Consider the following 21380-nt stretch of genomic DNA (forward strand, 5'->3'; position numbering starts at 1 on the left):
GAAAGCTCCCCCTCACCCCACCCCCGACGAGCACTCTGCTGGCCGCAAGTAAAAAGCCATGCCTGGAAAGGGCGGGGTGTAAGGGACTTTAGCGATATCGCCCGAATCGGGGAGCGCGGGATCCCTGGATGGTCTTTCAGAGCAAGGCCATGGATGGCCTGGTAGCAAGGCCGGCCCAGGGATGGGCCGTGAATTGCGGCGGCGAAAGACCACCCAGGGGTCCCGTGCCGCCCCCTGAGTGACAGGCTAGCGAGTTCAGGACCAAGGCCTGGTCTTTTTAAAAGTGGATCGTCGGATGAATCAGATAATGCGTGAAAATCGCTGGGAAGCCCCTTCCTTGCGGTACAGATCGAAAATCTGACAGATCGCCCGAATCAGCAACCGGCCAGCAGGTTGGACCTGAAGAACCTGCCCGTCATCCGCAATCAACTCGTCCTGTATCATGGGCCGCAACCGGCGCAGCTCGTCGGCGAAATAGCCATCAAACTCGCCACCCCACGCCATCTGGAATTGCTTCCGGTCAAGCCGGAACTGGCAGATCAGCTGGCCGATGACCCAGCGGCGAACCTGGTCATCACGGGTCAGCTCCACACCTCGAACGGTGGCCAGCTGGCCGGCGTCGATAGCCTGCTCCCAGGCCGGCAGGTCGTGATTGTTCTGGAAGTAGGCGTCGTCGGTCTGACCGATGGCGGATACGCCAAGAGAAACCAGGTCACAGTCCGAATGAGTGGTGTAGCCCTGGAAGTTCCGGTGAAGGCGTCCTTCCCTCTGGGCAATCGCCAGGGAGTCATCCGGCTTGGCGAAATGATCCATGCCGATGTATTCGTAGCCGGCCTCAAGCAGGCGGTTAATCGTATTGTGGAGAATCGTCAGCTTCTGCTGCGGCGACGGCAGGGTATCACCCTGGATACGGGTCTGGGGATAGAACCGGTCCGGCAGGTGCGCGTAGCTGAACACGGACAGCCTGTCCGGCGACATTTCGATCACCGAGTCCAGGGTTTCCGCAAAGCTCTCGGGAGTCTGGTACGGCAGGCCGTAGATCAGGTCCAGATTAATGGAGCGAAAGCCGATCCGGCGAGCTTCGTTGAGTACGCTCTCCGTCATTTCCCGGGGCTGAATCCGATTGACTGCTTTCTGCACCTGCGGGTTCACATCCTGCACACCCAGGCTGATGCGGTTGAAACCCAGCTGCCAGAGGGTGGGCAGGGTGTCCTGATCCACCTCCCTCGGGTCAATCTCAACACTGTAATCCCGCTCGTCGCCGGCCTGCAGATTAAACAGTTCACCGTAACCTGCCATCAGGTATTCCATCACATCCTTCGGCAGGAAGGTGGGAGTTCCGCCGCCCCAATGCAGTTGCTGAACCGGACGGTGGGCACCGAACAGCTCCGACTGCATCGCCGCTTCCCTGAGAACCCTCTCAACATAGGGCATGGCCTTGTCACGCTTCTTGGTGATGACCTTGTTGCAGGCGCAGTAGTAGCAGAGGTGGGCGCAGAATGGCAGGTGGGTGTACAGGGACACAGGGCCACCGGCGACCCTGCTACGCTCCGCTGCCTTTATCATGTCCCCGGGCCCGAAGTCCGCGGTGAATTCCACGGCCGTAGGGTAGGAGGTATACCGCGGTCCGCTCAGGTCATAACGCCGAATTAGGGTTTCGTCCCAGATAAAGGCGGGGAGTGTGGTATCGGCAACAGCCAGGGGAGAAGACATAGCAGGTACTCGGTTCAGGCAGATTCGCGCGCAGTGTAATACAGTCAGGGGCGCCGGCTTTTGATTCTGATCAGCCTCATTGTATCCGATGCCCCCGTGAACCACCCTTGCGCCGATGGCGTACCTCCCCTATCACCTTTGAGATACCCGGAACGACACCATGGCCAACCTGATTCTGATTCTTGGGGACCAACTCTCCCACCACATAAGTGCCCTGGAAGGTGCCAATCCGGACGAAGACAGAATCGTCATGGCCGAAGTTCATGACGAAGCGAGCTATACCAACCACCACCAGAAGAAGCTGGTGCTGATTTTCAGCGCCATGCGACATTTTGCCCGGGAGCTGGAGAAGGCCGGCTGGCAGGTCTGCTACCACCACTATAACCGGGACAGCAGGTGCACCAGCCTGGAACAGGCCGTGGCTGAGCAGGTGCGGGAATTCCGGCCAGACAGACTGATCACCACCGAGTGTGGTGAATGGCGACTGGACTCGCAGATACGCCAGTGGCACAAGGGCCTCGACATTCCCGTGGAGATTCGTCCGGACAGCCGCTTTTTTGCCAGCAAAAAAGAGTTTGCCGACTGGGCGAAAGATCGCAAGCAGCTACGCATGGAGTTCTTTTACCGGGAAATGCGTCGCAAGACCGGACTTCTCATGACGGCCGATGATGAGCCCGAGGGCGGTCAATGGAACTTTGATGCCGACAACCGCCGCAAGTGGACCGGCAAGCCCCCGGCACCAGCGCCCTTTCGGGTGGAGCCGGACGAGGTCACGCGGGAAGTCATCAAGCTGGTGAATGAAGAGTTCGGCGAGCACTTCGGCACCACCGACGATTTCCACTTTGCGGTCACCGCCGATGACGCCCGGGCAGCCCTGGAGCATTTTATTGAATTCGCCCTGCCCTGTTTCGGTGACTACCAGGACGCCATGTCAGACACCGAGGACTGGCTGTTCCACTCTATTCTTTCCCCTTACCTCAACTGTGGTTTACTGGAACCGTCGGACGTCTGCGAGGCGGTCGCCCGTGCCTGGTATACGAACCAGGCACCAATCAACGCCGTGGAAGGCTATATTCGCCAGATACTCGGGTGGCGGGAGTTCGTGCGGGGCATTTACTGGCTGAAAATGCCGGATTACGCCCGGGAGAATCGTCTGGGCAATGAGCGCTCACTGCCGGAATTCTACTGGAGTGGAGACACCGGGATGCGTTGCATGCAGCGCACCATCGGCAGCACCCGGCGCAACGGGCACGCCCACCATATCCAGAGGCTGATGGTCACTGGCAACTTTGCCCTGCTGGCAGGCGTCCGCCCTGAAGAGATTTGCGACTGGTATCTGGCGGTTTACGTCGACGCCTACGACTGGGTGGAGTTGCCGAACACCCTGGGCATGGTGATGCACGCCGATGGTGGTTACCTGGGCTCGAAACCCTATGCCGCCAGTGGCAAGTACATCCACCGAATGTCCGACTATTGTGGCCAGTGCCGGTACAACGTCAACCGCACCACCGAGGAGGATGCCTGCCCCTTCAACTCCCTGTACTGGCACTTTATTGACCGTCACCGGGATGATTTCGCACGCAACCCCCGAATGGCTCTGATCTATCGAAACTGGGAGCGGCAGGACAATAGCCGCAGGAAGGCCACCCTTGAGCGGGCATCCCGGGTTCTGGAAAATATTGAGAAACTTTAGGGCCTCGCGAACAGCTCGCATTCGCGGAACGATCTTACAATGAATCATCGACATCGCCAGAGGGGACACTAACCGGGCTTGTCGGCTTTCTCCAGCCGCTGCACGCGGCCGTTGCGAAGAATCACCACGCGGCGGTAGCGGTTGTCGCCGAATTCGTACAGCCATTCCTGGACTGGCACAATGCCCTGGAGGGGAGCCGTTATGTTGCCGGCCTCGCCGGCAGACAACACCCTCCACTCCACCCTGCTGCCCAGCGGTTCGCCACAGCGGGCCACCAGCTCGAATTCACTGGTGCCAGGGCCAATGGCCTCCGGCGAGCAGGGGCCCGGAGTAGTACCGGCGAAGCCGTAACCAAGCGTTTCCACCCGCTGGAGCCTGTCATTACGAAACTCGAGGCGGCGAATGAACTGTTGTGGCCCCCGGTTGTAGTACCAGTGCTCGATCTCCTCCACCACTCCCACCCCGGGTATGGTGGTCCCGGGATAGGAAGCGACGTAGTCCGGCTCTCCGCAACTTTCCTTTACTTCCAGCGGCCACTCACCGATCTCCACCAGGGAGCTTCCGCAGCGAACACCCGCGCTCGCCATGGTGGTCCCGGAAAGCCCGATTAGCACCAGGCATATCTTCGCCAACCATTCCATGGACCTTCCTCCTTGATCAGGCCTCAGGGTTTCGCCTGACCGCCCCCGGCAGGGCCTTCAATGGATGCCCTCTCGGCCGCCGCCTTTTTCTGTTCATCGTCGGGAATGGCCATGCCGCGCTGCACGGCTGGCCTCTCTCCGACCCGGGCGAGCCAGTCCAGCAGAGGAGCCAGGCCGGCAACGGCTTCGGCATCCTCATTCGCCAGCTCGTCGCTCGCCGCCTTTGCCCAGGCATAGCTGGCCACATCGGCAATGCTGTAATCCGCGCCGCCAAGATAAGGCACCTCACCCAGCCGGCCATTCATGACCTCCAGCAAGCGCAGGGATTCCTCCCGGTAGCGGGAGATGGCCATGTCGCTTTTTGCCGGGGCGGCATTCTTGAACCAGTGCCATTGCCCCACCATCGGGCCCAGGTGGGCCATCTGGAAAAACAGCCAGCCCAGGGTCTCGGTTCTGCCCTCGCCGGAGGCCGGCAGCAGCATTCCGGTCTTTTCCGCCAGATAGACCAGTATGTTGCCGGATTCGAATACCCGTCGTGGCCGGCCGTCAGCGCCCTCTGCTTCGTGGTCCACAATTACCGGGATCTTGCCGTTGGGACTGAGGGCCCGATACTCCGGATCATGCTGCTCTCCCTTGCTGATATCCACGGCCGTGACCCGGTAGGAGAGGCCCACTTCCTCCAGCATGATGGACGCTTTTCTGCCGTTTGGCGTGCTCCAGGTGTACAGATCGATGGTCATGAATTCCCCTCCTGTCGTCGATTGGGTGCCAGTATGCTCTCAAGGGTCCGAGCGAATACCGGAAGTCAGGTACCCCTGAGCGTAGCAGTCACCACCGACTTCTGGTGTGGCAAAGATCGGGCGGTGCTCACGGCGGGCCTTCCTCACAGGCCAGTACCAGGGCCCAGAACTCCGAGAAATCGTTCACCACCACATCCGGCTTGTCCGGGTGCTTGTGGGTGCCGGGAAAAATCTTGTTGAGCCAGGGCTGGTCCCATTGGGCGCCGTTGAAGAAGACTGCCGTCATGCCCGCCCGCTTGGCAGCAATAACATCGGTGGTGCTGTCGCCGACATACCAGACACTGGGGTCCGGCGGGTAATCCAGCTTCTGGATGGCCAGCAGCAACTGGTCCGGATGAGGTTTGCGCAGAGGCGTGTCGTCACCGCAGACATCCACCTCAAACAGTTCGGTCCAGCCGGTACCATCCACCGCTGCAAGCTCGTGCTCGAAGAACTCCCGGTCGCGGTTGGTGATCACTCCCACCTGGATGCCCATTTTCCCCAGGCCGACGAGCACATCCCGTACCCGGGGTTCGAAAGCCTTCACGGTTCCGAAGTGCTCCCGGTAATGGCGATTGAAGACGGTATGGGCAATATGCTTGGCCTCCTGGTCCTCGCCAAACAGCACCTCGAAGATATCGGTGCGGGAAATCTTCCTGTCCGCCCGCACCTTCGGGTGCAGGCGGGCAAACTCCCTCACATAGCCCACCAGCCGGGCATCTTCCGGGGTTTTGCTGTCTTCCGGGGAAAGCATGCGCTCCATCAGGCCCAGTTCCTCGAACTCCGGCAGCATGTCGTCCACGGCGTGGTACATGGCGTCCAGGGTGTCCACCAGAGTGGCATGCCAGTCGAACAGCACCACCGCCGGCCGGATCAGCTTCACCACCGCCGGGTGCCAGTCCGGCTCGATTCTAGGTGCCGGCCGCTCAGGCGGCGGAAAGGGCCGGGGCCGGGTTTCCGCGGGGGTGGCACCGAAGTCTTCAGGGTGACTCCGCTCCAGAAGGGCCAGCAGGTCCATCAGATCCTCGAAACTGTCCAGGATCGCCGCCGGCGCGTCCCGGTGGCTGAACCAGCTGTCAATGCGGCCCGACTCCCAGCAGGCGCCGTTGTAGAAGACCCCGGACACACCGGCCCTGTTGGCGGTCAGCATGTCCACGTAACTGTCCCCCACGTACCAGGCCCGCCCGTCCACCGGGAGGTCGAGCTTCTCCAGAACCTTCAGAATCACCTGGGGGTCGGGCTTGTACTCGGTCACATCGTCGGCGCACACGGTCGCGTCGAACAGATTGGCCCAGCGGCCTTCGTCAACGGTCCTCAGCTCCTTGTCCAGGAACTCCCGGTTGCGGTTGGTGGATACCGCCAGCCGTATACCCATGGCCCGCAGGGCTGACAGGTACTCGTAAGCGCCGGGCTGGAACGGTTTCACCTGGCCGAAGTACTTGCGGTAGCAGGCGTTGTAGGCCTTGTGGGCAATCAGTTTGGCATCGCGGTCATCGCCAAATATGGCGTTGAAGATATCAGTGCGGGACACGCGGCGCTCCGCCAGGATTCTCGGGTGCAGACGGCGGAAGATGCGAATATAACGAACCAGACGGGCATCCTCCGCGGTACGGCAGCGATCCTCCGGCAGCAGCCGGTCCACCAGTTTCAGGTCCTCCAGCTGCGGCAGCACCTCTTCCATCGCGCTGAACATGGCATCGTGGGTGTCCACCAGTGTGCCGTGCCAGTCGAATATCAGTACCAAGGGTGGTGGCAGGCAGTCGCTGAATCGCGCCATCGAAAAAATCTCCTTGCTGCGGTTCTACAGACCCGTTGCCGGGAACTGAACGTAAGGGACTGTTGTCTCTCAGTAAAACCTATTGCAGGGCCATGCACAAAAAAACCGGATTACCCAGCAGGATCTGTCCCGTGTGTCAGCGACCTTTTAACTGGCGAAAGAAATGGGCCCGCGAGTGGCACCGGGTTCGCTATTGCAGCGAACGCTGCCGCCGTCAAAGAACGATCGTCAGGAACACGACCCCATGACCACTGTTGTCTGGTTCAAACGCGATCTGCGTACACACGACCATGGGCCACTGCTGGCGGCCGCTGCAAAGGGTCGCCCGGTGATTCCCCTGTACGTGGTGGAGCAGGAGTACTGGGGATTGCCGGATACCAGCGCACGGCACTGGGATTTCATCCGCGAGTCCCTGGAGGATCTTGACCGTCAACTCCGCAAACTGGGGACCAGGCTGGTGGTGCTGCACGGTCGGATCCTGGATGTGCTGGCAACGCTCCATGCCCACTACGGTATTGGCCGGATCTTCTGCCATCAGGAGACCGGTGGGCAATGGACCTACGACCGGGACCGCACCGTGACCGGGTGGTGCCAGAGCCACGGTATAGAATTCCGGGAATGGCGTCAGTTCGGCGTTGTCCGGCGGCTGCCCGACAGGGACCTCTGGGACGGGGCCTGGAGCGAGCTGATGGCACAGCCGGTTCTGTCGCAGCCGGAGCAGTTACCGATGCCCCAGGACCGGTTCGCCGGCTGGCCGGACTGTCATTCTGTGGCCAGACCGGATATCTCCCATGACGAGGCGTGTCCTGACCGCCAGAGTGGAGGCAGCGCCCAGGGTAACAAGTTGCTGTCTTCGTTCCTGGAACGTCGGGTGGTCGGTTACCAGTACAACATTTCCAGTCCCAACACGGCTCCCCATGCCTGCTCCCGCCTCAGTCCTCACCTGGCCTATGGTACCGTAAGCCTGCGGGACGTCTATCAGCGGTCCAAAGCCGTTGGCGCCCACAGGAACACCCTCCCCCGCCGACAGAAGAGCCTGACCAGCTTCCGTTCCAGGCTTCACTGGCACTGTCACTTCATCCAGAAGCTGGAAGACGAGCCGGAACTGGAATGGCGGGCGATCCACCGGGATTTCGAGTCCCTGAAAACCGGACTGGACAACAGCGAGCGCCTGCAGCGTTGGCAGGAGGGCCAGACCGGCTGGCCCCTGGTGGATGCCTGTATGCGAAACCTGCATCACACCGGCTGGATCAATTTCCGGATGCGGGCAATGTTGATGGCGGTGGCAAGCTATCAGCTGTGGCTGCACTGGCGCGAACCGGCGCTGCACCTGGCCCGGCTGTTCACCGATTTCGAGCCCGGCATCCATTATCCCCAGGCCCAGATGCAGTCCGGGCTTACCGGTATCAATGCCCTTCGTATCTACAATCCGGTTCTCCAGAGCCGGAAATTGGACCCGGAGGGAGCGTTCATCCGTCGCTGGATACCGGAACTGGCGGGCGTTCCAACCGATCTGATCCATACGCCGTGGCTGATGACACCTGCCCAGCAGCAGCGCTTTGGCGGCAATACCTACATCAGCCCGGTGGACGACCATGAACGGGCCGCGCGGCGGGCGCGCAAGGCCGTTGGAGCCTTCCAGGCGCAGCACGTGCGGGCGGAGGAAACCGCCCGTGTCCTCAAGCGGCACGGCAGCCGCAAGGGCCCGAGACAGACCCGGCCCGGCGCCCCGAAGTCCTCGGACACCGATACGCAGCTGTCTCTCTTCTAGTGTCCCGTCGACGTCAGGGTTCCGGTGGGCTCCCGTTGTTGTTATTCTCGATCATCCGATGGATCGCTGTTCCAGACAATTCAGACAAAGAAGGCAGGCACCGATGCATGAAACCATGCCGTTCCAGAAGCATTACACAACGGTTGACGGCAAGCGCATTGCCTATGTCGACGAGGGTTCCGGCGAGCCCATCGTGCTGCTCCACGGAAATCCCACATCGTCTTTCCTCTGGCGTAATGTCATCCCGGAACTCACCGGGTCAGGCCGCGTCATCGCCCCGGACCTGATCGGCCAGGGGGACTCGGAAAAACTGCCCGCCAGCGAGGGCCCCGACCGTTACGGTTTCCAGACCGCCTACCATTACCTGGACGGCCTGCTGCAGGCCCTGGATCTGGGCGACCGGATCACGCTGGTCATCCATGACTGGGGCAGCGCCCTGGGATTCCACTGGGCGCGCCAGCATCCGGAGCGGGTCAGGGGTATCGCCTACATGGAGGCCATTGTCATGCCGGTAACCTGGGACGACTGGCCGGAGAGTGCCCGGGGCATCTTCCAGGGCTTCCGCTCCAGCAAGGGCGAGAGTCTGATTATTGACCGGAACATGTTCATTGAAGCTGTTCTGCCCGGCTCGATCATCCGGTCCCTTACTGACACGGAAATGGAGGAATACCGCCGACCGTTCCGGGAACCGGAGGACCGTCGGGTCACCCTGAGCTGGCCCCGGGAGCTGCCCATCAACGGGGAGCCTGAATCCGTGGTAAAACTGGTGGAGGACTACGGCCAGTGGCTGGCCTCAGAGCAGTCGCCGCCCAAACTCTTTATCAACGCCGACCCCGGCTCGATCCTTGTAGGGCGGCAGCGGGAGTTCTGTCGGAGCTGGCCTAACCAGACCGAGGTCACCGTCAAGGGCACCCATTTCATCCAGGAGGACTCTCCCCGCGAGATTGGCCGGGCGGTCGCCGACTGGCTGAAGACCCCTGGCTGAACCCCTCAGATAACCAACCCTGTCTGAGCCGTAATTCCAGAATGGCCACCGGTAGTCCACAATAAAAGCTGAGTGTCCCGCCTGGTTAATTCGTTAATCCACCGCGCCCCGTAAGGCGAGGCGCAGGCGCCTTGCAGCAAATCAACGAATCAACCAGGTGCGACACCAGATGCCCAGGCCGCATTCGAGAATTACAGGGAGGCTGTCTCACCCATGCGCCGCTCCATCCGATCCAGTCTATTGATGCTTGTGGGGCCTTTCGCCCTGACTTTCCCCCTGGCGGCCTGGGTGATTCACAGCCGGCTGGGGCCGGCACTGGACAGGCCCCTGATTTCCAATTGTACGGAACGTGGCTATTCCGCGACCCTGTGTGCCATCCAGGCCGACATCCTGCCATGGGCGGTTCTCGGGGCCGGCATTCTCGTCCTCTTGCTGGCCACCACATTCCTCGGCCTGGTATCGGTCCGCACAGCCCTGAGGGGCCTGCAGGCAGACCTTCTGGATTACCAGAAAGGTCACCGCAGCAGCCTCTCCCAGGATGTGCCGCGGGAGATGGAGCCCCTGGTCCAGCAGCTTAACCGGATCCTGGCGGCAAATCACAGAGCCCCCGGCATGACCATGAACACCACCCTCAAGAGCTCCGGCGAGGCCCCGGCCGGCACGGTAACCGCGCGCCAGCAGCCGGAGGAAGCTCCGGAGGATTTTGACTCCGCACTCTTTGAGCTGGACGCTGTCCTGGGGTCCCGGGAAACGGAATCCGCCGTCCTGACGCCCTCCCCCGAGCCCCGGTACACCCCACCAGAGCCCCCGGCGAAAGAACCAGAGAAACCGGCCGCTCCGGAAGCGCCCCAAGTGCCGGAAACGGACGCCGAAGAGCCTGCTGGGACACCGACGCCCGCCCCCTCCCGCAAAAACATTGCCTTCCCGGTCCGTAAATGCCGGAAGATCATTGCCATGCTCGAACAACGGCACCCGGACGTGAACTTCGAACTCATCACCGATGTGGGTGAGGATGTATCCTGGAGCATTCGGGAAGCGGAACTGACCGGAATCTTCGGCCAGCTGCTGGACAATGCCGGCAAATGGGCCAACTCCCAGGTCAATGTCTTCCTGGCCATCAAGGGCAACATGCTGGTGTTCGGGGTCGCCGATGATGGCCCCGGCGTTCCGCCGGAGCTCACCCCAAAACTCGGCGAAGCGGGATTCCGGGGTGACGGGGAAAAGTCTGGCAATGGCGTGGGTCTTGCGCTGGTCAGAAGGGTCATGGACAGCCACGGTGGCTCTCTGGCATTCGACCGCAGCCGGCTGGGCGGCCTGGAAGCCATCATTGCCCTGCCGGGAGCGCCCGTGCCGAGGCATTCCATGGAAGCCGGCCTCTATCACTGAAACGGGCTCTTACCTCCGCACTCAACCGCCGACACATTCCGTCAAAGTGGATGGGCTCCTCCTGAAAACCGCGCTAAGCTTATAAAACGGAGTTACCGCCCACCAGCCTCCTGTGGACACTCTGCTTCTGACAGTTTTCGACAGTATCCAACAGACGAAGGAGGTCATGCATGGCCTTTCGCAAGCTGCTGATCGCTAACCGCGGCGAGATCGCGGTACGTATCGCCCGCGCCTGTCACGAACTGGGGGTGAGATCCGTTGCCATCTACTCGGAAGCGGACAAGTACTCGCTCCATGTCAAAAAAGCCGATGAAGCCTATCGGATCAGTCAGGACCCCTTATCCGGTTACCTGAACCCCCACCACGTCGTGAACATGGCCGTGGAAACGGGGTGTGATGCACTCCACCCGGGTTACGGCTTCCTGTCGGAAAATGCCGAACTGGCCGCCATCTGCGCCCAGCGCGGGGTTGCCTTTGTCGGGCCCTCCGCCGAGGCTATCGCCGCCATGGGCGATAAGACCCGGGCCCGGCAAACCGCCATCGCCGCCGGGGTGCCGGTTACCCCGGGCTCCGAAGGAAATCTCGAGAACGTGGAGGATGCCGTTCACCAGGCCGGCGAAATCGGTTACCCCGTCATGCTGAAAGCCACGTCCGGCGGCGGTGGTCGCGGCATTCGCCGTTGCGACAATGAGAAGGAACTTCGCCAGAACTACGACCGGGTGATTTCCGAGGCCACCAAGGCCTTTGGAAGTGCCGAGGTTTTCCTCGAGAAATGCATCATTGACCCCCGCCACATCGAAGTCCAGATCCTAGCGGACAACCAGGGTAATGTGGTGCACCTGTACGAAAGGGACTGTTCCATCCAGCGACGCAACCAGAAGCTGATCGAGATCGCCCCTTCCCCGCAGCTGGAAGACCAGCAGCGTGAGTACATCGGTAATCTGGCGAAGCGGGTGGCGGAAGGCTGCGGCTATGCCAACGCCGGCACCGTCGAGTTCCTGCTGGACCATGACGGCAGCTTCTATTTCATGGAGATGAACACCCGGGTCCAGGTTGAGCACACCATCACCGAGGAAATCACCGGCATCGACATCATCAAGGCCCAGATCCGTATTGCGGCGGGGGAGACGCTTTGGCTCCGGCAGGAGGATATCGCCTACCGTGGCTTTGCCGCCCAGTTCCGGATCAACGCCGAGGATCCGAAGAACGGCTTCCTGCCCAGTTTCGGCCGTATCAGCCGTTACTACTCGGCCGGCGGCCCCGGTGTACGCACCGATGCCAACATGTACACCGGCTATGAGATACCACCCTACTACGACTCCATGTGCGCCAAACTGGTAGTCTGGGCCACGGAGTGGCCGGAGCTGATTGCCCGCTCCCGCCGGGCGTTGAACGACATGGCCATCTATGGCGTGAAGACCACGATTCCCTACTACCAGCAGATTCTGGGTCACCCGGATTTCCAGGCGGCCAGTTTCAACACCGGCTTCGTGGAGCGTAATCCCCAACTGCTGGAATACAGTACCAAGACCCGCCCCGAATCCATTGCCACGGCCATCGCCGCCGCCATTGCGGCCCAGGCGGGCCTGTAGGCGAAGTCCGGAGAGACGCCATGACCAAGCGCAAGATCCACATCACCGACGTTATACTGCGGGACGCCCACCAGTCGCTCATTGCGACCCGGCTGCGCACCGAAGACATGCTCCCGGCCTGCCAGTGGCTCGACCAGGCCGGTTACTGGTCCCTGGAATGCTGGGGTGGCGCAACCTTCGACGCCTGCGTGCGCTTCCTCAAGGAAGATCCATGGGAACGGCTGCGAACCCTGCGCAAAGCCCTGCCCAACACCCGCCTGCAGATGCTGCTGCGGGGCCAGAATCTGCTGGGTTACCGCCACTACGGCGATGATGTGGTGGAGGCCTTCGTAGCAAAAGCCGCCGAGAACGGAATGGACGTGTTCCGCATCTTCGATGCCCTCAATGACGTCCGCAACCTGGAAACCAGCATCAGGGCTGTGAAAAAGTCCGGCAAGCATGCCCAGGGCACACTCTGCTACACGGTAAGCCCGGTGCACAACACCGACGCCTACCTGGCCCAGGCCAGGACCATGGCCGATATGGGGGCCGATAGCATCGCCATCAAGGATATGGCCGGTCTGCTGACACCCGCGGTCACCGCAGAGCTGGTTTCCGGCCTGAAGGACAGCCTCGACCTCCCGGTTTTCCTGCACTCTCACGCCACCTCCGGCATGGCACCCATGTGCCAGTGGGCGGCCATGGAGGTCGGCGTGGACCATATCGATACGGCACTTTCCGCCTTTGCCGGCGGCACCAGTCACCCGCCCACCGAATCCCTGGTCGCCGCACTTCATGATGCCGGCTACGAAACCGGGCTGGACCTGGCATTGCTGGACAGGGCCACACATCACTTCCGGGAGGTGAGAAAGAAATATCACCAGTTCGAAAGCGAGTACAACGGCGTGGATACCGGCGTCCTGCTGTCCCAGGTGCCTGGCGGCATGATGTCCAACCTGGCCAACCAGTTGAAGGAACAGGGCGCGCTGGACCGCATTCAGGAAGTATTCGAGGAGATACCGAGGGTACGGAAGGACCTGGGCTTCCCACCCCTCGTCACTCCGACCTCACAGATTGTGGGCACCCAGGCGGTGATCAATGTGTTGTCCGGAAAACGCTATGACACCATCACCAATGAGGTGAAGAAATACCTCCAGGGCTGGTACGGCAAGGCACCTGCCGAGGTCGACCAGGAGCTCCAGAGACGCGCGGTGGGCTCCGAGGACCTGATAGAGGAACGACCGGCGAACCTGATTCCCAGGGAACTGGATGATCTGCGTAAACAGGTGGCGGATTTGGCGGAAACAGAAGAAGATGTACTCACCTACGCCATGTTTCCGGACCAGGCCCGCAGCTTCCTGCAGCAGCGCCGTGATGGCACGCTCCAGCCCGAACCGCTGGAGCCGTTGCCAGGCAAAGGCTCCACGGGACCGGTATCGACCCAGTTCCGGATCACGGTGCACGGTGAAAGCTACGACATCCACGTCACGGGCGCCAACCCGGCCGATGAAAGCAAGCGCCGTTTCTACATGACCGTGGACGGCGTGCCGGAGGAAATCGATCTGGAATCCACCGGCCAGGAAGGCGGGGCCTCCGCCAGTGGCCGTGGCCGGGCCACCAGCCAGGGCCATGTCACCACGAGCATGCCCGGCAACATCGTCGATGTGATGGTGAACGAAGGTGACAGGGTGTCCGCCGGCGACCCTGTTTTGATCATCGAAGCCATGAAAATGGAGACCGAAGTCAAGGCAACGGTGGCCGGTCTGGTTAAAGCTGTCCATATCAGGAAGGGCGACCGGGTAACTCCCGGTGAAACCCTGATAGAGATCGAGTAATTCCCCCCGGCTTCGGCCGGGGTTCCCCCCTACCCCCGGAGCAAAAAAAAGGAAATGAGAAAAGCACTGTTGTTGCCAGCAGCGGGACTGTTGTCGGCAGCTGGCCCTGTATGGGCCGAAAGTCAGGGACAGACGTTAAACCTGATCCACCACCCGGTGGGTTACCTGGCCATCGCCATTTTCGTAGCCGCCTACATCCTGGTGATGATGGAAGAGAAAATCCACCTCCGCAAGTCCAAGCCCATGCTTCTGGCCGCGGGCCTGATATGGGTGCTGTTGGCCATTGTTTACCGGAATTCCGGCGCGGAAGGCGAGGTGGAAGATGCAATCCGCCACAATTTTCTGGAATACGCAGAGCTGTTTTTCTTCCTGCTGGTGGCGATGACCTACATAAACGCCATGCTGGAGCGGGGCGTATTCGATCAGCTTAGAATCTGGCTGCTGGGCCGGGGTTACGGCTACCGGCGGCTGTTCTGGATTACCGGCACGCTCGCCTTCTTCATCTCGCCGGTTGCCGATAACCTCACCACGGCACTGATCATGTGTGCCGTCGTCATGGCGGTGGGCCGGGACAGTCCCGCGTTCGTGTCACTGTCGTGTATCAACATAGTCGTGGGAGCCAATGCCGGTGGCGCCTTCAGTCCCTTCGGTGACATCACCACACTGATGGTATGGCAAAAGGGCATCCTGCCCTTCCAGGATTTCTTCCAGCTTTTCCTGCCCAGCGTTGTGAATTTTCTGATTCCCGCTTTCCTTATGCACTGGGCCCTGCCAAAGGGATACCCCATGGCACCGGAGTCCCACGACAATGTGCTGAGGCCGGGTGGCCTGGTGATCTGCGGCCTGTTCCTTGCCACAATTGTGACCGCCATCAGCTTTCACCAGTTCCTGCACATTCCGCCGGTGTTCGGCATGATGACCGGGCTGGCCTACCTGAAGCTCTTCGGATACTTTCTCAGGCGCCAGGAGGAGTCTCAATGGGACGAGAGCTCAGAAACTCCTCCCGGCGATGCGTCCCAGGGCCACGGCTTTGACGTCTTTGCCCATATCGCCCGCTCCGAGTGGGATACCCTGTTCTTTTTTTACGGGGTCATTCTGGCCGTAGGCGGCCTGGGTTTTATTGGCTACCTGGGTCTGGTGTCCAACATTCTCTACGTTGACCTCGGACCCACAGCGGCCAACGTCATGATCGGACTCATCTCGGCGCTGGTGGATAACATTCCGGTGATGTTCGCTGTGCTGACCATGAACCCGGACATGCCGGACGTGCAGTGGCTGCTGGTAACCCTGACCGCCGGCGTGGGCGGCAGCCTGTTGTCGATAGGCTCCGCGGCGGGGGTTGCCCTCATGGGGCAGGCCCGCGGCCAGTACACCTTTTTCAGTCACCTGAAGTGGACCCCGGCCATCGCCCTGGGCTATGGCGCCAGTATCTGGGTACACTTCCTCGTCAATGGATAAAGAGGCGCCTCGCGGAGGAGCAGGGTATGAAAATCGGCGATATGGCGGAACAGACCGGTATTCCGGTGGAAACCGTGCGCTACTACGAGAAGATCGGCCTGCTTCCGGCCCCGGACCGGCAAGCCAATGGCTATCGGCGTTACCGGCAGTCCCATCTGGACCGCCTGCTGTTTATCAGGCGCTGCCGCAACCTGGACATGGCCCAGGACGAAATTCGCGAGCTGGTTCGCCTGGCGGACCAGCCCGAGGCAGACTGTACCCAGGTGGATGCCCTGCTGGCACGCCACCTAGAACATGTCAGGCAGCGGCTCGCGGAACTGCGGCAGCTGGAACGGACCCTGAGCCACTTGCAGCAGGCCTGCTCGGAGGGCAGAACCGTGGCGGAGTGCGGCATTCTGGGCGGGCTGTCCGATGATCTGCCTTCGGAACCGGCACCGACCGGCCATAATCACATACCGGGTAGCCATGGCACGCGATAGGGGGCGGAAGGCGTAACGAGGGGGCTCGCAAAAAAACACGGACCGGAGCTTGACCCTGTAGCAACTACAGGCATGGTAATGACTTCACTCAGTCAGGAGGGAGTGATTATGAGCTGCTGTTCCGTACCAGACCCAAAAACGCCTTCACCAGGGTTCAAGCAAGCCCTATGGATTGCCCTTTGGGTCAACCTCTCCATGTTCCTGGTGGAAGGCGTTGCCAGCTTCCAGTCCGGCTCGGTCTCCCTGATGGCGGACGCCATAGACTTCTTCGGCGACAGCGCCAACTACCTGTTATCCCTGTCCGTGCTATCCATGGGTATGGTCTGGCGGGGGCGTGCCGCCCTGGTTAAAGGCGTCACAATGACTGTCTTCGGGCTGGCGGTACTCGGACGGGCCGTCTGGGTTGCCCAGAGCGGAATGATCCCGGAAGCAATGACCATGGGCGTAATCGGGTTCCTCGCCCTGGCCGCCAACATGGGTGTGGCCTGGATGCTTTTCCGTTTCCGCAGCGGCGACTCCGATATGCGATCCGTGTGGCTGTGCAGCCGAAATGACGCCATCGGCAATGTGGCAGTCATCGCAGCGGCTCTGGGAGTCGTCGGCACCGGTAGCGCGTGGCCGGACCTCACCGTCGCCGCGGTCATCGGAGGCCTGGCCGTCACCTCTGGCATCAGCGTGATGCGCCACGCCCGAAGCGACATTGCCAGCGCCCGGGTCCTCGACGGTCACTGCCAATAAGCCTGCACCGCAAGCCAGCCCGCGTTCATTGCCGTATGATGGGGTCTTACCTACTGTCATACATAACAAAAGGTGAACGCCCATGAGCAATGCCATACGTTTTTCCCGGACCGGCGGCCCGGAAGTACTGGAGTGGACCGAGGTTTCCACTCCCGAGCCCGGCAAGGGAGAGATTCGCGTACGCAATCACGCCATCGGCCTCAACTACATAGAGATCTATTTCAGAGAAGGCGTCTACCCGGTGCCCTCCTTGCCCTCGGGGCTGGGTACCGAGGCCGCCGGCGTCGTTGATGCCGTTGGCCCCGGCGTTTCGGAATTCCGTAAGGGTGACCGGGTGGCTTACGCCCAGGCCCCCCTGGGAGCCTACGCAGAACTCCACGTTCTGCCTGCCGAGAAGGCCATCCACCTACCTGAGGATGTGGACTTCGAGACCGCTGCAGCCACCATGCTCAAGGGGCTGACGGTGCAATACCTGTTGCGGCAGACCTACCCGGTGATGTCGGGCCAGACCATTCTGTTTCATGCCGCCGCCGGCGGCGTCGGCCTGATTGCGTGCCAGTGGGCGAAGGCCCTGGGCGTAAAGCTGATCGGCACAGTCAGCACCCCGGAGAAAGCCAGGCTGGCCATGAACAATGGCGCCTGGGCCACCATCAACTACAGGGAAGAGAACATCGTCGAGCGGGTTCGGGAGCTGACCGATGGCGAGATGGTGCCGGTGGTCTATGACTCCGTGGGCAAGGACACCTGGGAAACCTCCCTGGACTGTCTGCAGAAACGCGGCATGATGGTCAGCTTCGGCAATACCACCGGCCCGGTGACCGACGTCAATATCGGCATCCTGAACCAGAAGGGCTCCCTGTTCGTCACCCGGCCAAGCCTCGCGGGCTACGCCGACACCCGCGGCCGCTTCGAGGCCATGTGTGGCGAACTGTTCGAGATGCTGAGCAGCGGCGCCATCAAGGCCGATATCAACCAGCGTTACCCATTGAAAGACGTCGCCAAAGCCCACGAGGCGCTGGCAGGCGGAAAAACAACCGGGTCAACGGTATTGCTGCCCTGACTCAAAAAAATGGCGGAAGGGTATGGGAGTCGAACCCACCAGGCACGCGTTGCGCGCCTCACCGGATTTGAAGTCCGGGCGCTCCACCGGGAAGCGATCCCCTTCCGTGTTGAACTGAGTGATAACGCTCAGGCAGTGTAACCGGTTTCCTCCGGTTTGCGGAGGGCGGCCGCTGCGGCCCGACGGTAGGCGGGCTGCAGTCGGCGCTCGTCGTTGATGAAGGCGGTGACCCCCGCCCGGTCCAGGTACTCCAGTACGCTGACGGTGAGGCGACGGCCGATGCCGGAGCGATCCCGGTAGGCGCGGGCGTCGAAGGCGCCGGTAGGAGACTCCTCCGCCAGGTCCACGGCTATCGCCACCAGTTCGGTTACGGTTTCCGGCCGGTAGAAGCGATTGGGCGCCACCGCCACCAATACACCCCTCCGGTGCATGCGTCCCAGGAATGCCAGCATATCTTCACGATCCTGCCCCAGGGATTCAGCCAATTCGCCGACGATGGGCGGCTTCAGGCCAGTGCCTTCCAGCGCCGCCATGACCCGATCCAGCAATCCCTGATCGTCCGCAGCCAGCCGGGGCTGATGCCCGGGCAGGTGAACACAGAAGCCGTGCCGGACTATGCACCGGCTGTCGATCAGCGACTGCAGCAGCAGATGGCGAAGTGCCTGATCCAGATGAACGCCCCGCAACTGGGGCAGATCCTGTTCGCCGGGACCCAGGCTGTCGGGATGGTCGACATGCCATTGCTCCAGACGCTCAAGCAGCGCGACTTTCAGGCTTTCCCAATGATCGCTTCGAACCGCCACATCACCATGGCTGCCTGGCAAAATCATCAGCCCCCGGTCCGCAATCAGGTTGGTCACTGACTCCGGTTGCAGGTTGTAGACGCGGGCAAGCCGCTCCAGTGACACGCCCTCAGGCTGCGCCTCAATCAGCACAGTCAGCTGGTCGTTCAGGCTATCCAATTCGGTCAGCTTCTCCAGCACGGCTACCCGCGCCTGCCGCGAACGACCGCGCCTGAGTCCAAACGGATCCAGCACCCGGCCACCGGCCAGCGTCCGGTTCGAGGCCGGGTCCCTCAGGATAAGCCGGTCACCGGCACAGGCCTGAACGGGCTGGTCCAGCATGAGCTGCGCCAGAGGCGGGCTCCCTTCCCTTGCCGTGCCATCCAGGACCACGGCCCGGCAGTTACGAACCGCCGCCCCCAGGTGTACCTGCAGGTTGCCGCGGTGCAGGCGGGCGGAGGGCAACAGCGTCAGCACCACATCAAGCCGGTCAGTGGGATGGTGAAGCGGTGCCGCCACCAGCCAGTCACCCCGGCCCACCGAATGGCGGCTGATGTCGCCTGCCAGATTGAGGGCGCAACGTTGGCCGGCCTCCACCGACTCCACCCCAGTCCCGTGAATTTCCAGACCCCGCAGCCGAACCCGGTGGCCCGCCGGGCAGGCGACCAGAGTGTCATGCCGGCTGAGGGTGCCGGCGATCACTGTTCCGGTGACCACACAGCCGGATCCGGTGATGGAAAAGCTTCGGTCCACGATCATTCTGGGATAACCGCTGGCCCTGTCCTGTGGTTGCCCGGAGCCAGCAGTGCTCTCAAGCCATTGCCTGAGGGCGGGCACCCCCTGGCCCGTCAACCCTGAAACCGGAAACACCGGCGCCCCGGCGAGCCCGGATTCCTGCAGTAGCTGGTGTACTTCTTCGGTAGCCTCGCTGCACCTCTCTGCGCCGACCCGATCGGTTCGGGTCAGCGCCACGATGCCCCTGCGAACACCCAGCAGATCCAGGATTGCCAGATGCTCCCGGGTCTGGGGCATCGGGCCATCATCCGCCGCCACCACCAGCATCACCGCATCCACCGCTGATACACCGGCCACCATATTGCGGATGAATTTCTCGTGGCCCGGCACATCCACAAAACCCAGCCAGTTCCCCTGCTCCGTATGGGTCCAGGCGAAGCCCAGGTCGATGGTCAGGCCCCGGCGCTTTTCCTCCGCCAGCCGGTCGGTGTCCTCACCGGTCAGGGCATGAATAAGAGTGGTCTTGCCATGGTCCACGTGGCCGGCGGTGGCAATGATCACGGCTCGCTCTCCGCCACGTCGAGCTGGGCGATAAAGGGCGCGGAATCTTCCAGGCAGCGGCAGTCCAGTAGCAGGGCATCCTCTGAAATTCGCCCGACGACCGGGACGGGTAACCGGCGCAGGCGGGCAGACAGCGCCTTGAGTTGCCGGCCGCGCTGCCGCTTGTTTCCGGTAAGCGGTGTCAGGCGTACTGCGGCGCTGGCCAGCAGGTCCAGGGGCAGCGATCCGCTGCCAATCTGGCTTTTGGCCGGCGTCACTGCCACTTCCCAATCTGCCCCCACCCACAGAGCCAGGGGCCCGGCGATGTCTCCGGCGGTCTGATGGATGGCTGATTCCGGGCGGGTCAGTAACCGCAGGGCCGGCACACGCTCGGCGACGCTGTCCGGGTTGCTGTAGAGCCGCAATACCGCCTCCAGCGCGGCCAGGGTCTGCTTGTCACAACGAAGGGCCCGTTTGAGGGGATTTTTCCGGATACGCCGGATCAGGTCGGCACGGCCGGCGATAATGCCGGCCTGGGGACCGCCCAGCAACTTGTCACCGCTGAAGGTAACCACATCCGCCCCCTTTTCAAGGGTTTCCCGGACAGTAGGCTCCCGGGGCAGGCCCAGGGCGGTCATGTCGATCAGGCTGCCACTGCCCAGATCAACCACCAGCGGAAGCCCGTATTCACGGGCGATATCTGCCAGCGCCGGCTCCTCCACCTCCGCCGTGAAGCCCTCGATCCGGTAGTTGCTGGTGTAGGCCTTCATCAGCGCGGCGGTTTTACTGCTCACCGCTTCGCCGAAATCCCCTGGATGGGTCCGGTTGGTGGTGCCCACCTCCCGCAGTTTGCAGCCGGCGCGGGCCATGATGTCCGGCAGCCGGAAAGCGCCCCCGATCTCGATCAACTCGCCCCGGGAGACAACGACCTCCCGGCGCAGGGCCAGGCTATTGAGAGTGAGGAGAACAGCGGCGGCGTTGTTGTTGACCACAGTGGCTGCCTCGGCACCGGTGTGCCGGCAGACCCAGGCCTCCACATGATCGTCCCGGTCCCCCCGCTTACCCTTGTCGAGGTCGAATTCCAGGTTGGTTGCCCCTGCCGCCACCGCGACCATGGCCTCAATGGCTTCCCGGGGCAGCGGAGCCCTGCCGAGGTTGGTGTGCAGTACGGTGCCTGTCAGGTTGTACACCGGCCGGATGGAGGGAGCGACCATGGCCAGCACCCGCTGCTCTACCCCTTCGGTAAATGCGGTCGCGTCAAAAGGCGCGTCGACCTCACGCCATTGCTCGAGCCCGGCCCTGACCGAATCCAGAACAAGTGAGCGGCCGTGGATCGCCGACAGCCGGGAAAGAACCGGCCACGCCAATATGCGATCCACCGATGGAGGACGCAGGCTTGTGGCCCGGTCCGGAAAAACTTCTGGAAGATTCATGGGT

At 61.9% G+C, this 21380-nt stretch carries 17 protein-coding genes and 1 tRNA gene; 11 read left to right on the forward strand and 7 right to left on the reverse strand.

The genetic code is table 11. The features are described from left to right. Positions 1 to 300: 300 nt before the first annotated feature. Positions 301 to 1713 (reverse strand): oxygen-independent coproporphyrinogen III oxidase, encoded by a 1413-nt coding sequence (hemN, locus tag BM346_RS07085; RefSeq protein ID WP_092010158.1) that lies wholly within the window; start codon positions 1711 to 1713, stop codon positions 301 to 303. Between the two features lie 160 nt (positions 1714 to 1873). On the opposite strand from hemN, the gene BM346_RS07090 reads away from it, so the two are divergent. Beyond that, positions 1874 to 3406: a cryptochrome/photolyase family protein gene (locus tag BM346_RS07090; RefSeq protein WP_092010160.1), complete on the forward strand. Its 1533-nt coding sequence runs from the start codon at positions 1874 to 1876 to the stop codon at positions 3404 to 3406. A 68-nt stretch (positions 3407 to 3474) separates the two neighbouring features. Here the strand turns inward: BM346_RS07090 and BM346_RS07095 are convergent, their stop codons facing one another. The 3 genes from BM346_RS07095 to BM346_RS07105 form a co-directional block, all read right to left on the reverse strand. After that, a complete protein-coding gene (locus tag BM346_RS07095; protein WP_167812628.1) occupies positions 3475 to 4047 on the reverse strand; it encodes a DUF2845 domain-containing protein in 573 nt (190 codons plus the stop codon). Between the two features lie 23 nt (positions 4048 to 4070). Continuing rightward, positions 4071 to 4787 carry a glutathione S-transferase N-terminal domain-containing protein gene (locus tag BM346_RS07100; RefSeq protein WP_092010162.1) on the reverse strand — a complete coding sequence of 239 codons (717 nt, stop codon included), beginning with the start codon at positions 4785 to 4787 and terminating at the stop codon, positions 4071 to 4073. 127 nt (positions 4788 to 4914) lie between these two features. Next, positions 4915 to 6603, reverse strand: a complete 1689-nt coding sequence (locus BM346_RS07105; RefSeq protein WP_092010164.1) for an HAD family hydrolase — start codon at positions 6601 to 6603, stop codon at positions 4915 to 4917. 92 nt (positions 6604 to 6695) lie between these two features. Between BM346_RS07105 and BM346_RS07110 the strand changes: the two genes are divergently transcribed. The 10 genes from BM346_RS07110 to BM346_RS07155 all read left to right on the forward strand — a co-directional run bounded on the left by BM346_RS07110 (position 6696) and on the right by BM346_RS07155 (position 17886). Next, positions 6696 to 6851: a DUF2256 domain-containing protein gene (locus BM346_RS07110; protein ID WP_092010165.1), complete on the forward strand. Its 156-nt coding sequence runs from the start codon at positions 6696 to 6698 to the stop codon at positions 6849 to 6851. Then, positions 6848 to 8374, forward strand: coding sequence for an FAD-binding domain-containing protein (locus tag BM346_RS07115; RefSeq protein WP_092010167.1), 1527 nt, complete (start codon positions 6848 to 6850; stop codon positions 8372 to 8374). Before BM346_RS07110 ends, BM346_RS07115 begins: the two co-directional genes overlap by 4 nt. Before the next feature lie 103 nt (positions 8375 to 8477). Continuing rightward, positions 8478 to 9359, forward strand: coding sequence for a haloalkane dehalogenase (locus BM346_RS07120; protein ID WP_092010169.1), 882 nt, complete (start codon positions 8478 to 8480; stop codon positions 9357 to 9359). Positions 9360 to 9572: 213 nt separating this feature from the next. Then, on the forward strand, positions 9573 to 10745 hold the full coding sequence (locus tag BM346_RS07125; protein WP_092010171.1) for an ATP-binding protein: 1173 nt from the start codon (positions 9573 to 9575) through the stop codon (positions 10743 to 10745). Between the two features lie 170 nt (positions 10746 to 10915). Continuing rightward, complete coding sequence (locus BM346_RS07130) at positions 10916 to 12337, forward strand: acetyl-CoA carboxylase biotin carboxylase subunit (RefSeq protein ID WP_092010173.1); 1422 nt, start codon at positions 10916 to 10918, stop codon at positions 12335 to 12337. 20 nt (positions 12338 to 12357) lie between these two features. Continuing rightward, a complete protein-coding gene (oadA, locus tag BM346_RS07135) occupies positions 12358 to 14151 on the forward strand; it encodes a sodium-extruding oxaloacetate decarboxylase subunit alpha (RefSeq protein ID WP_092010175.1) in 1794 nt (597 codons plus the stop codon). 54 nt (positions 14152 to 14205) lie between these two features. Beyond that, positions 14206 to 15609: a sodium:proton antiporter NhaD gene (gene nhaD / locus BM346_RS07140; RefSeq protein ID WP_092010176.1), complete on the forward strand. Its 1404-nt coding sequence runs from the start codon at positions 14206 to 14208 to the stop codon at positions 15607 to 15609. Positions 15610 to 15635: 26 nt separating this feature from the next. Next, on the forward strand, positions 15636 to 16088 hold the full coding sequence (gene cadR, locus BM346_RS07145) for a Cd(II)/Pb(II)-responsive transcriptional regulator (protein ID WP_092010178.1): 453 nt from the start codon (positions 15636 to 15638) through the stop codon (positions 16086 to 16088). 108 nt (positions 16089 to 16196) lie between these two features. Beyond that, a complete protein-coding gene (locus BM346_RS07150) occupies positions 16197 to 16826 on the forward strand; it encodes a cation diffusion facilitator family transporter (protein ID WP_092010180.1) in 630 nt (209 codons plus the stop codon). Positions 16827 to 16908: 82 nt separating this feature from the next. Continuing rightward, complete coding sequence (locus BM346_RS07155; protein WP_092010182.1) at positions 16909 to 17886, forward strand: NADPH:quinone reductase; 978 nt, start codon at positions 16909 to 16911, stop codon at positions 17884 to 17886. Between the two features lie 10 nt (positions 17887 to 17896). Here BM346_RS07155 and BM346_RS07160 read toward each other — a convergent pair. From BM346_RS07160 to selA, 3 genes are all read right to left on the reverse strand, one after another. Further along, positions 17897 to 17992: transfer RNA gene (locus BM346_RS07160), tRNA-Sec, on the reverse strand. 22 nt (positions 17993 to 18014) lie between these two features. Beyond that, positions 18015 to 19964 (reverse strand): selenocysteine-specific translation elongation factor, encoded by a 1950-nt coding sequence (selB, locus tag BM346_RS07165; protein ID WP_167812627.1) that lies wholly within the window; start codon positions 19962 to 19964, stop codon positions 18015 to 18017. Further along, the gene (selA, locus tag BM346_RS07170) at positions 19961 to 21376 is read right to left on the reverse strand and encodes an L-seryl-tRNA(Sec) selenium transferase (RefSeq protein ID WP_092013427.1); all 1416 of its coding nucleotides are present in this window, start codon (positions 21374 to 21376) and stop codon (positions 19961 to 19963) included. Before selA ends, selB begins: the two co-directional genes overlap by 4 nt. Positions 21377 to 21380 lie beyond the last annotated feature (4 nt).

Origin of the sequence: Marinobacter daqiaonensis, from assembly GCF_900115285.1 — a bacterium.
GTDB classification, from domain to species: Bacteria; Pseudomonadota; Gammaproteobacteria; order Pseudomonadales; family Oleiphilaceae; genus Marinobacter; species Marinobacter daqiaonensis.

What these genes read in the sequence shown, in the direction of transcription:
- BM346_RS07115 (WP_092010167.1), top strand. Translation starts at nt 6,848, where the DNA reads ATGACCACTGTTGTCTGGTTCAAACGCGATCTGCGTACACACGACCAT.
- BM346_RS07105 (WP_092010164.1), bottom strand. Translation starts at nt 6,603, where the DNA reads ATGGCGCGATTCAGCGACTGCCTGCCACCACCCTTGGTACTGATATTC.
- BM346_RS07125 (WP_092010171.1), top strand. Translation starts at nt 9,573, where the DNA reads ATGCGCCGCTCCATCCGATCCAGTCTATTGATGCTTGTGGGGCCTTTC.
- selA (WP_092013427.1), bottom strand. Translation starts at nt 21,376, where the DNA reads ATGAATCTTCCAGAAGTTTTTCCGGACCGGGCCACAAGCCTGCGTCCT.
- oadA (WP_092010175.1), top strand. Translation starts at nt 12,358, where the DNA reads ATGACCAAGCGCAAGATCCACATCACCGACGTTATACTGCGGGACGCC.
- BM346_RS07100 (WP_092010162.1), bottom strand. Translation starts at nt 4,787, where the DNA reads ATGACCATCGATCTGTACACCTGGAGCACGCCAAACGGCAGAAAAGCG.
- BM346_RS07090 (WP_092010160.1), top strand. Translation starts at nt 1,874, where the DNA reads ATGGCCAACCTGATTCTGATTCTTGGGGACCAACTCTCCCACCACATA.
- nhaD (WP_092010176.1), top strand. Translation starts at nt 14,206, where the DNA reads ATGAGAAAAGCACTGTTGTTGCCAGCAGCGGGACTGTTGTCGGCAGCT.
- BM346_RS07120 (WP_092010169.1), top strand. Translation starts at nt 8,478, where the DNA reads ATGCATGAAACCATGCCGTTCCAGAAGCATTACACAACGGTTGACGGC.
- BM346_RS07130 (WP_092010173.1), top strand. Translation starts at nt 10,916, where the DNA reads ATGGCCTTTCGCAAGCTGCTGATCGCTAACCGCGGCGAGATCGCGGTA.
- cadR (WP_092010178.1), top strand. Translation starts at nt 15,636, where the DNA reads ATGAAAATCGGCGATATGGCGGAACAGACCGGTATTCCGGTGGAAACC.
- BM346_RS07155 (WP_092010182.1), top strand. Translation starts at nt 16,909, where the DNA reads ATGAGCAATGCCATACGTTTTTCCCGGACCGGCGGCCCGGAAGTACTG.
- hemN (WP_092010158.1), bottom strand. Translation starts at nt 1,713, where the DNA reads ATGTCTTCTCCCCTGGCTGTTGCCGATACCACACTCCCCGCCTTTATC.
- BM346_RS07150 (WP_092010180.1), top strand. Translation starts at nt 16,197, where the DNA reads ATGAGCTGCTGTTCCGTACCAGACCCAAAAACGCCTTCACCAGGGTTC.
- BM346_RS07095 (WP_167812628.1), bottom strand. Translation starts at nt 4,047, where the DNA reads ATGGAATGGTTGGCGAAGATATGCCTGGTGCTAATCGGGCTTTCCGGG.
- BM346_RS07110 (WP_092010165.1), top strand. Translation starts at nt 6,696, where the DNA reads ATGCACAAAAAAACCGGATTACCCAGCAGGATCTGTCCCGTGTGTCAG.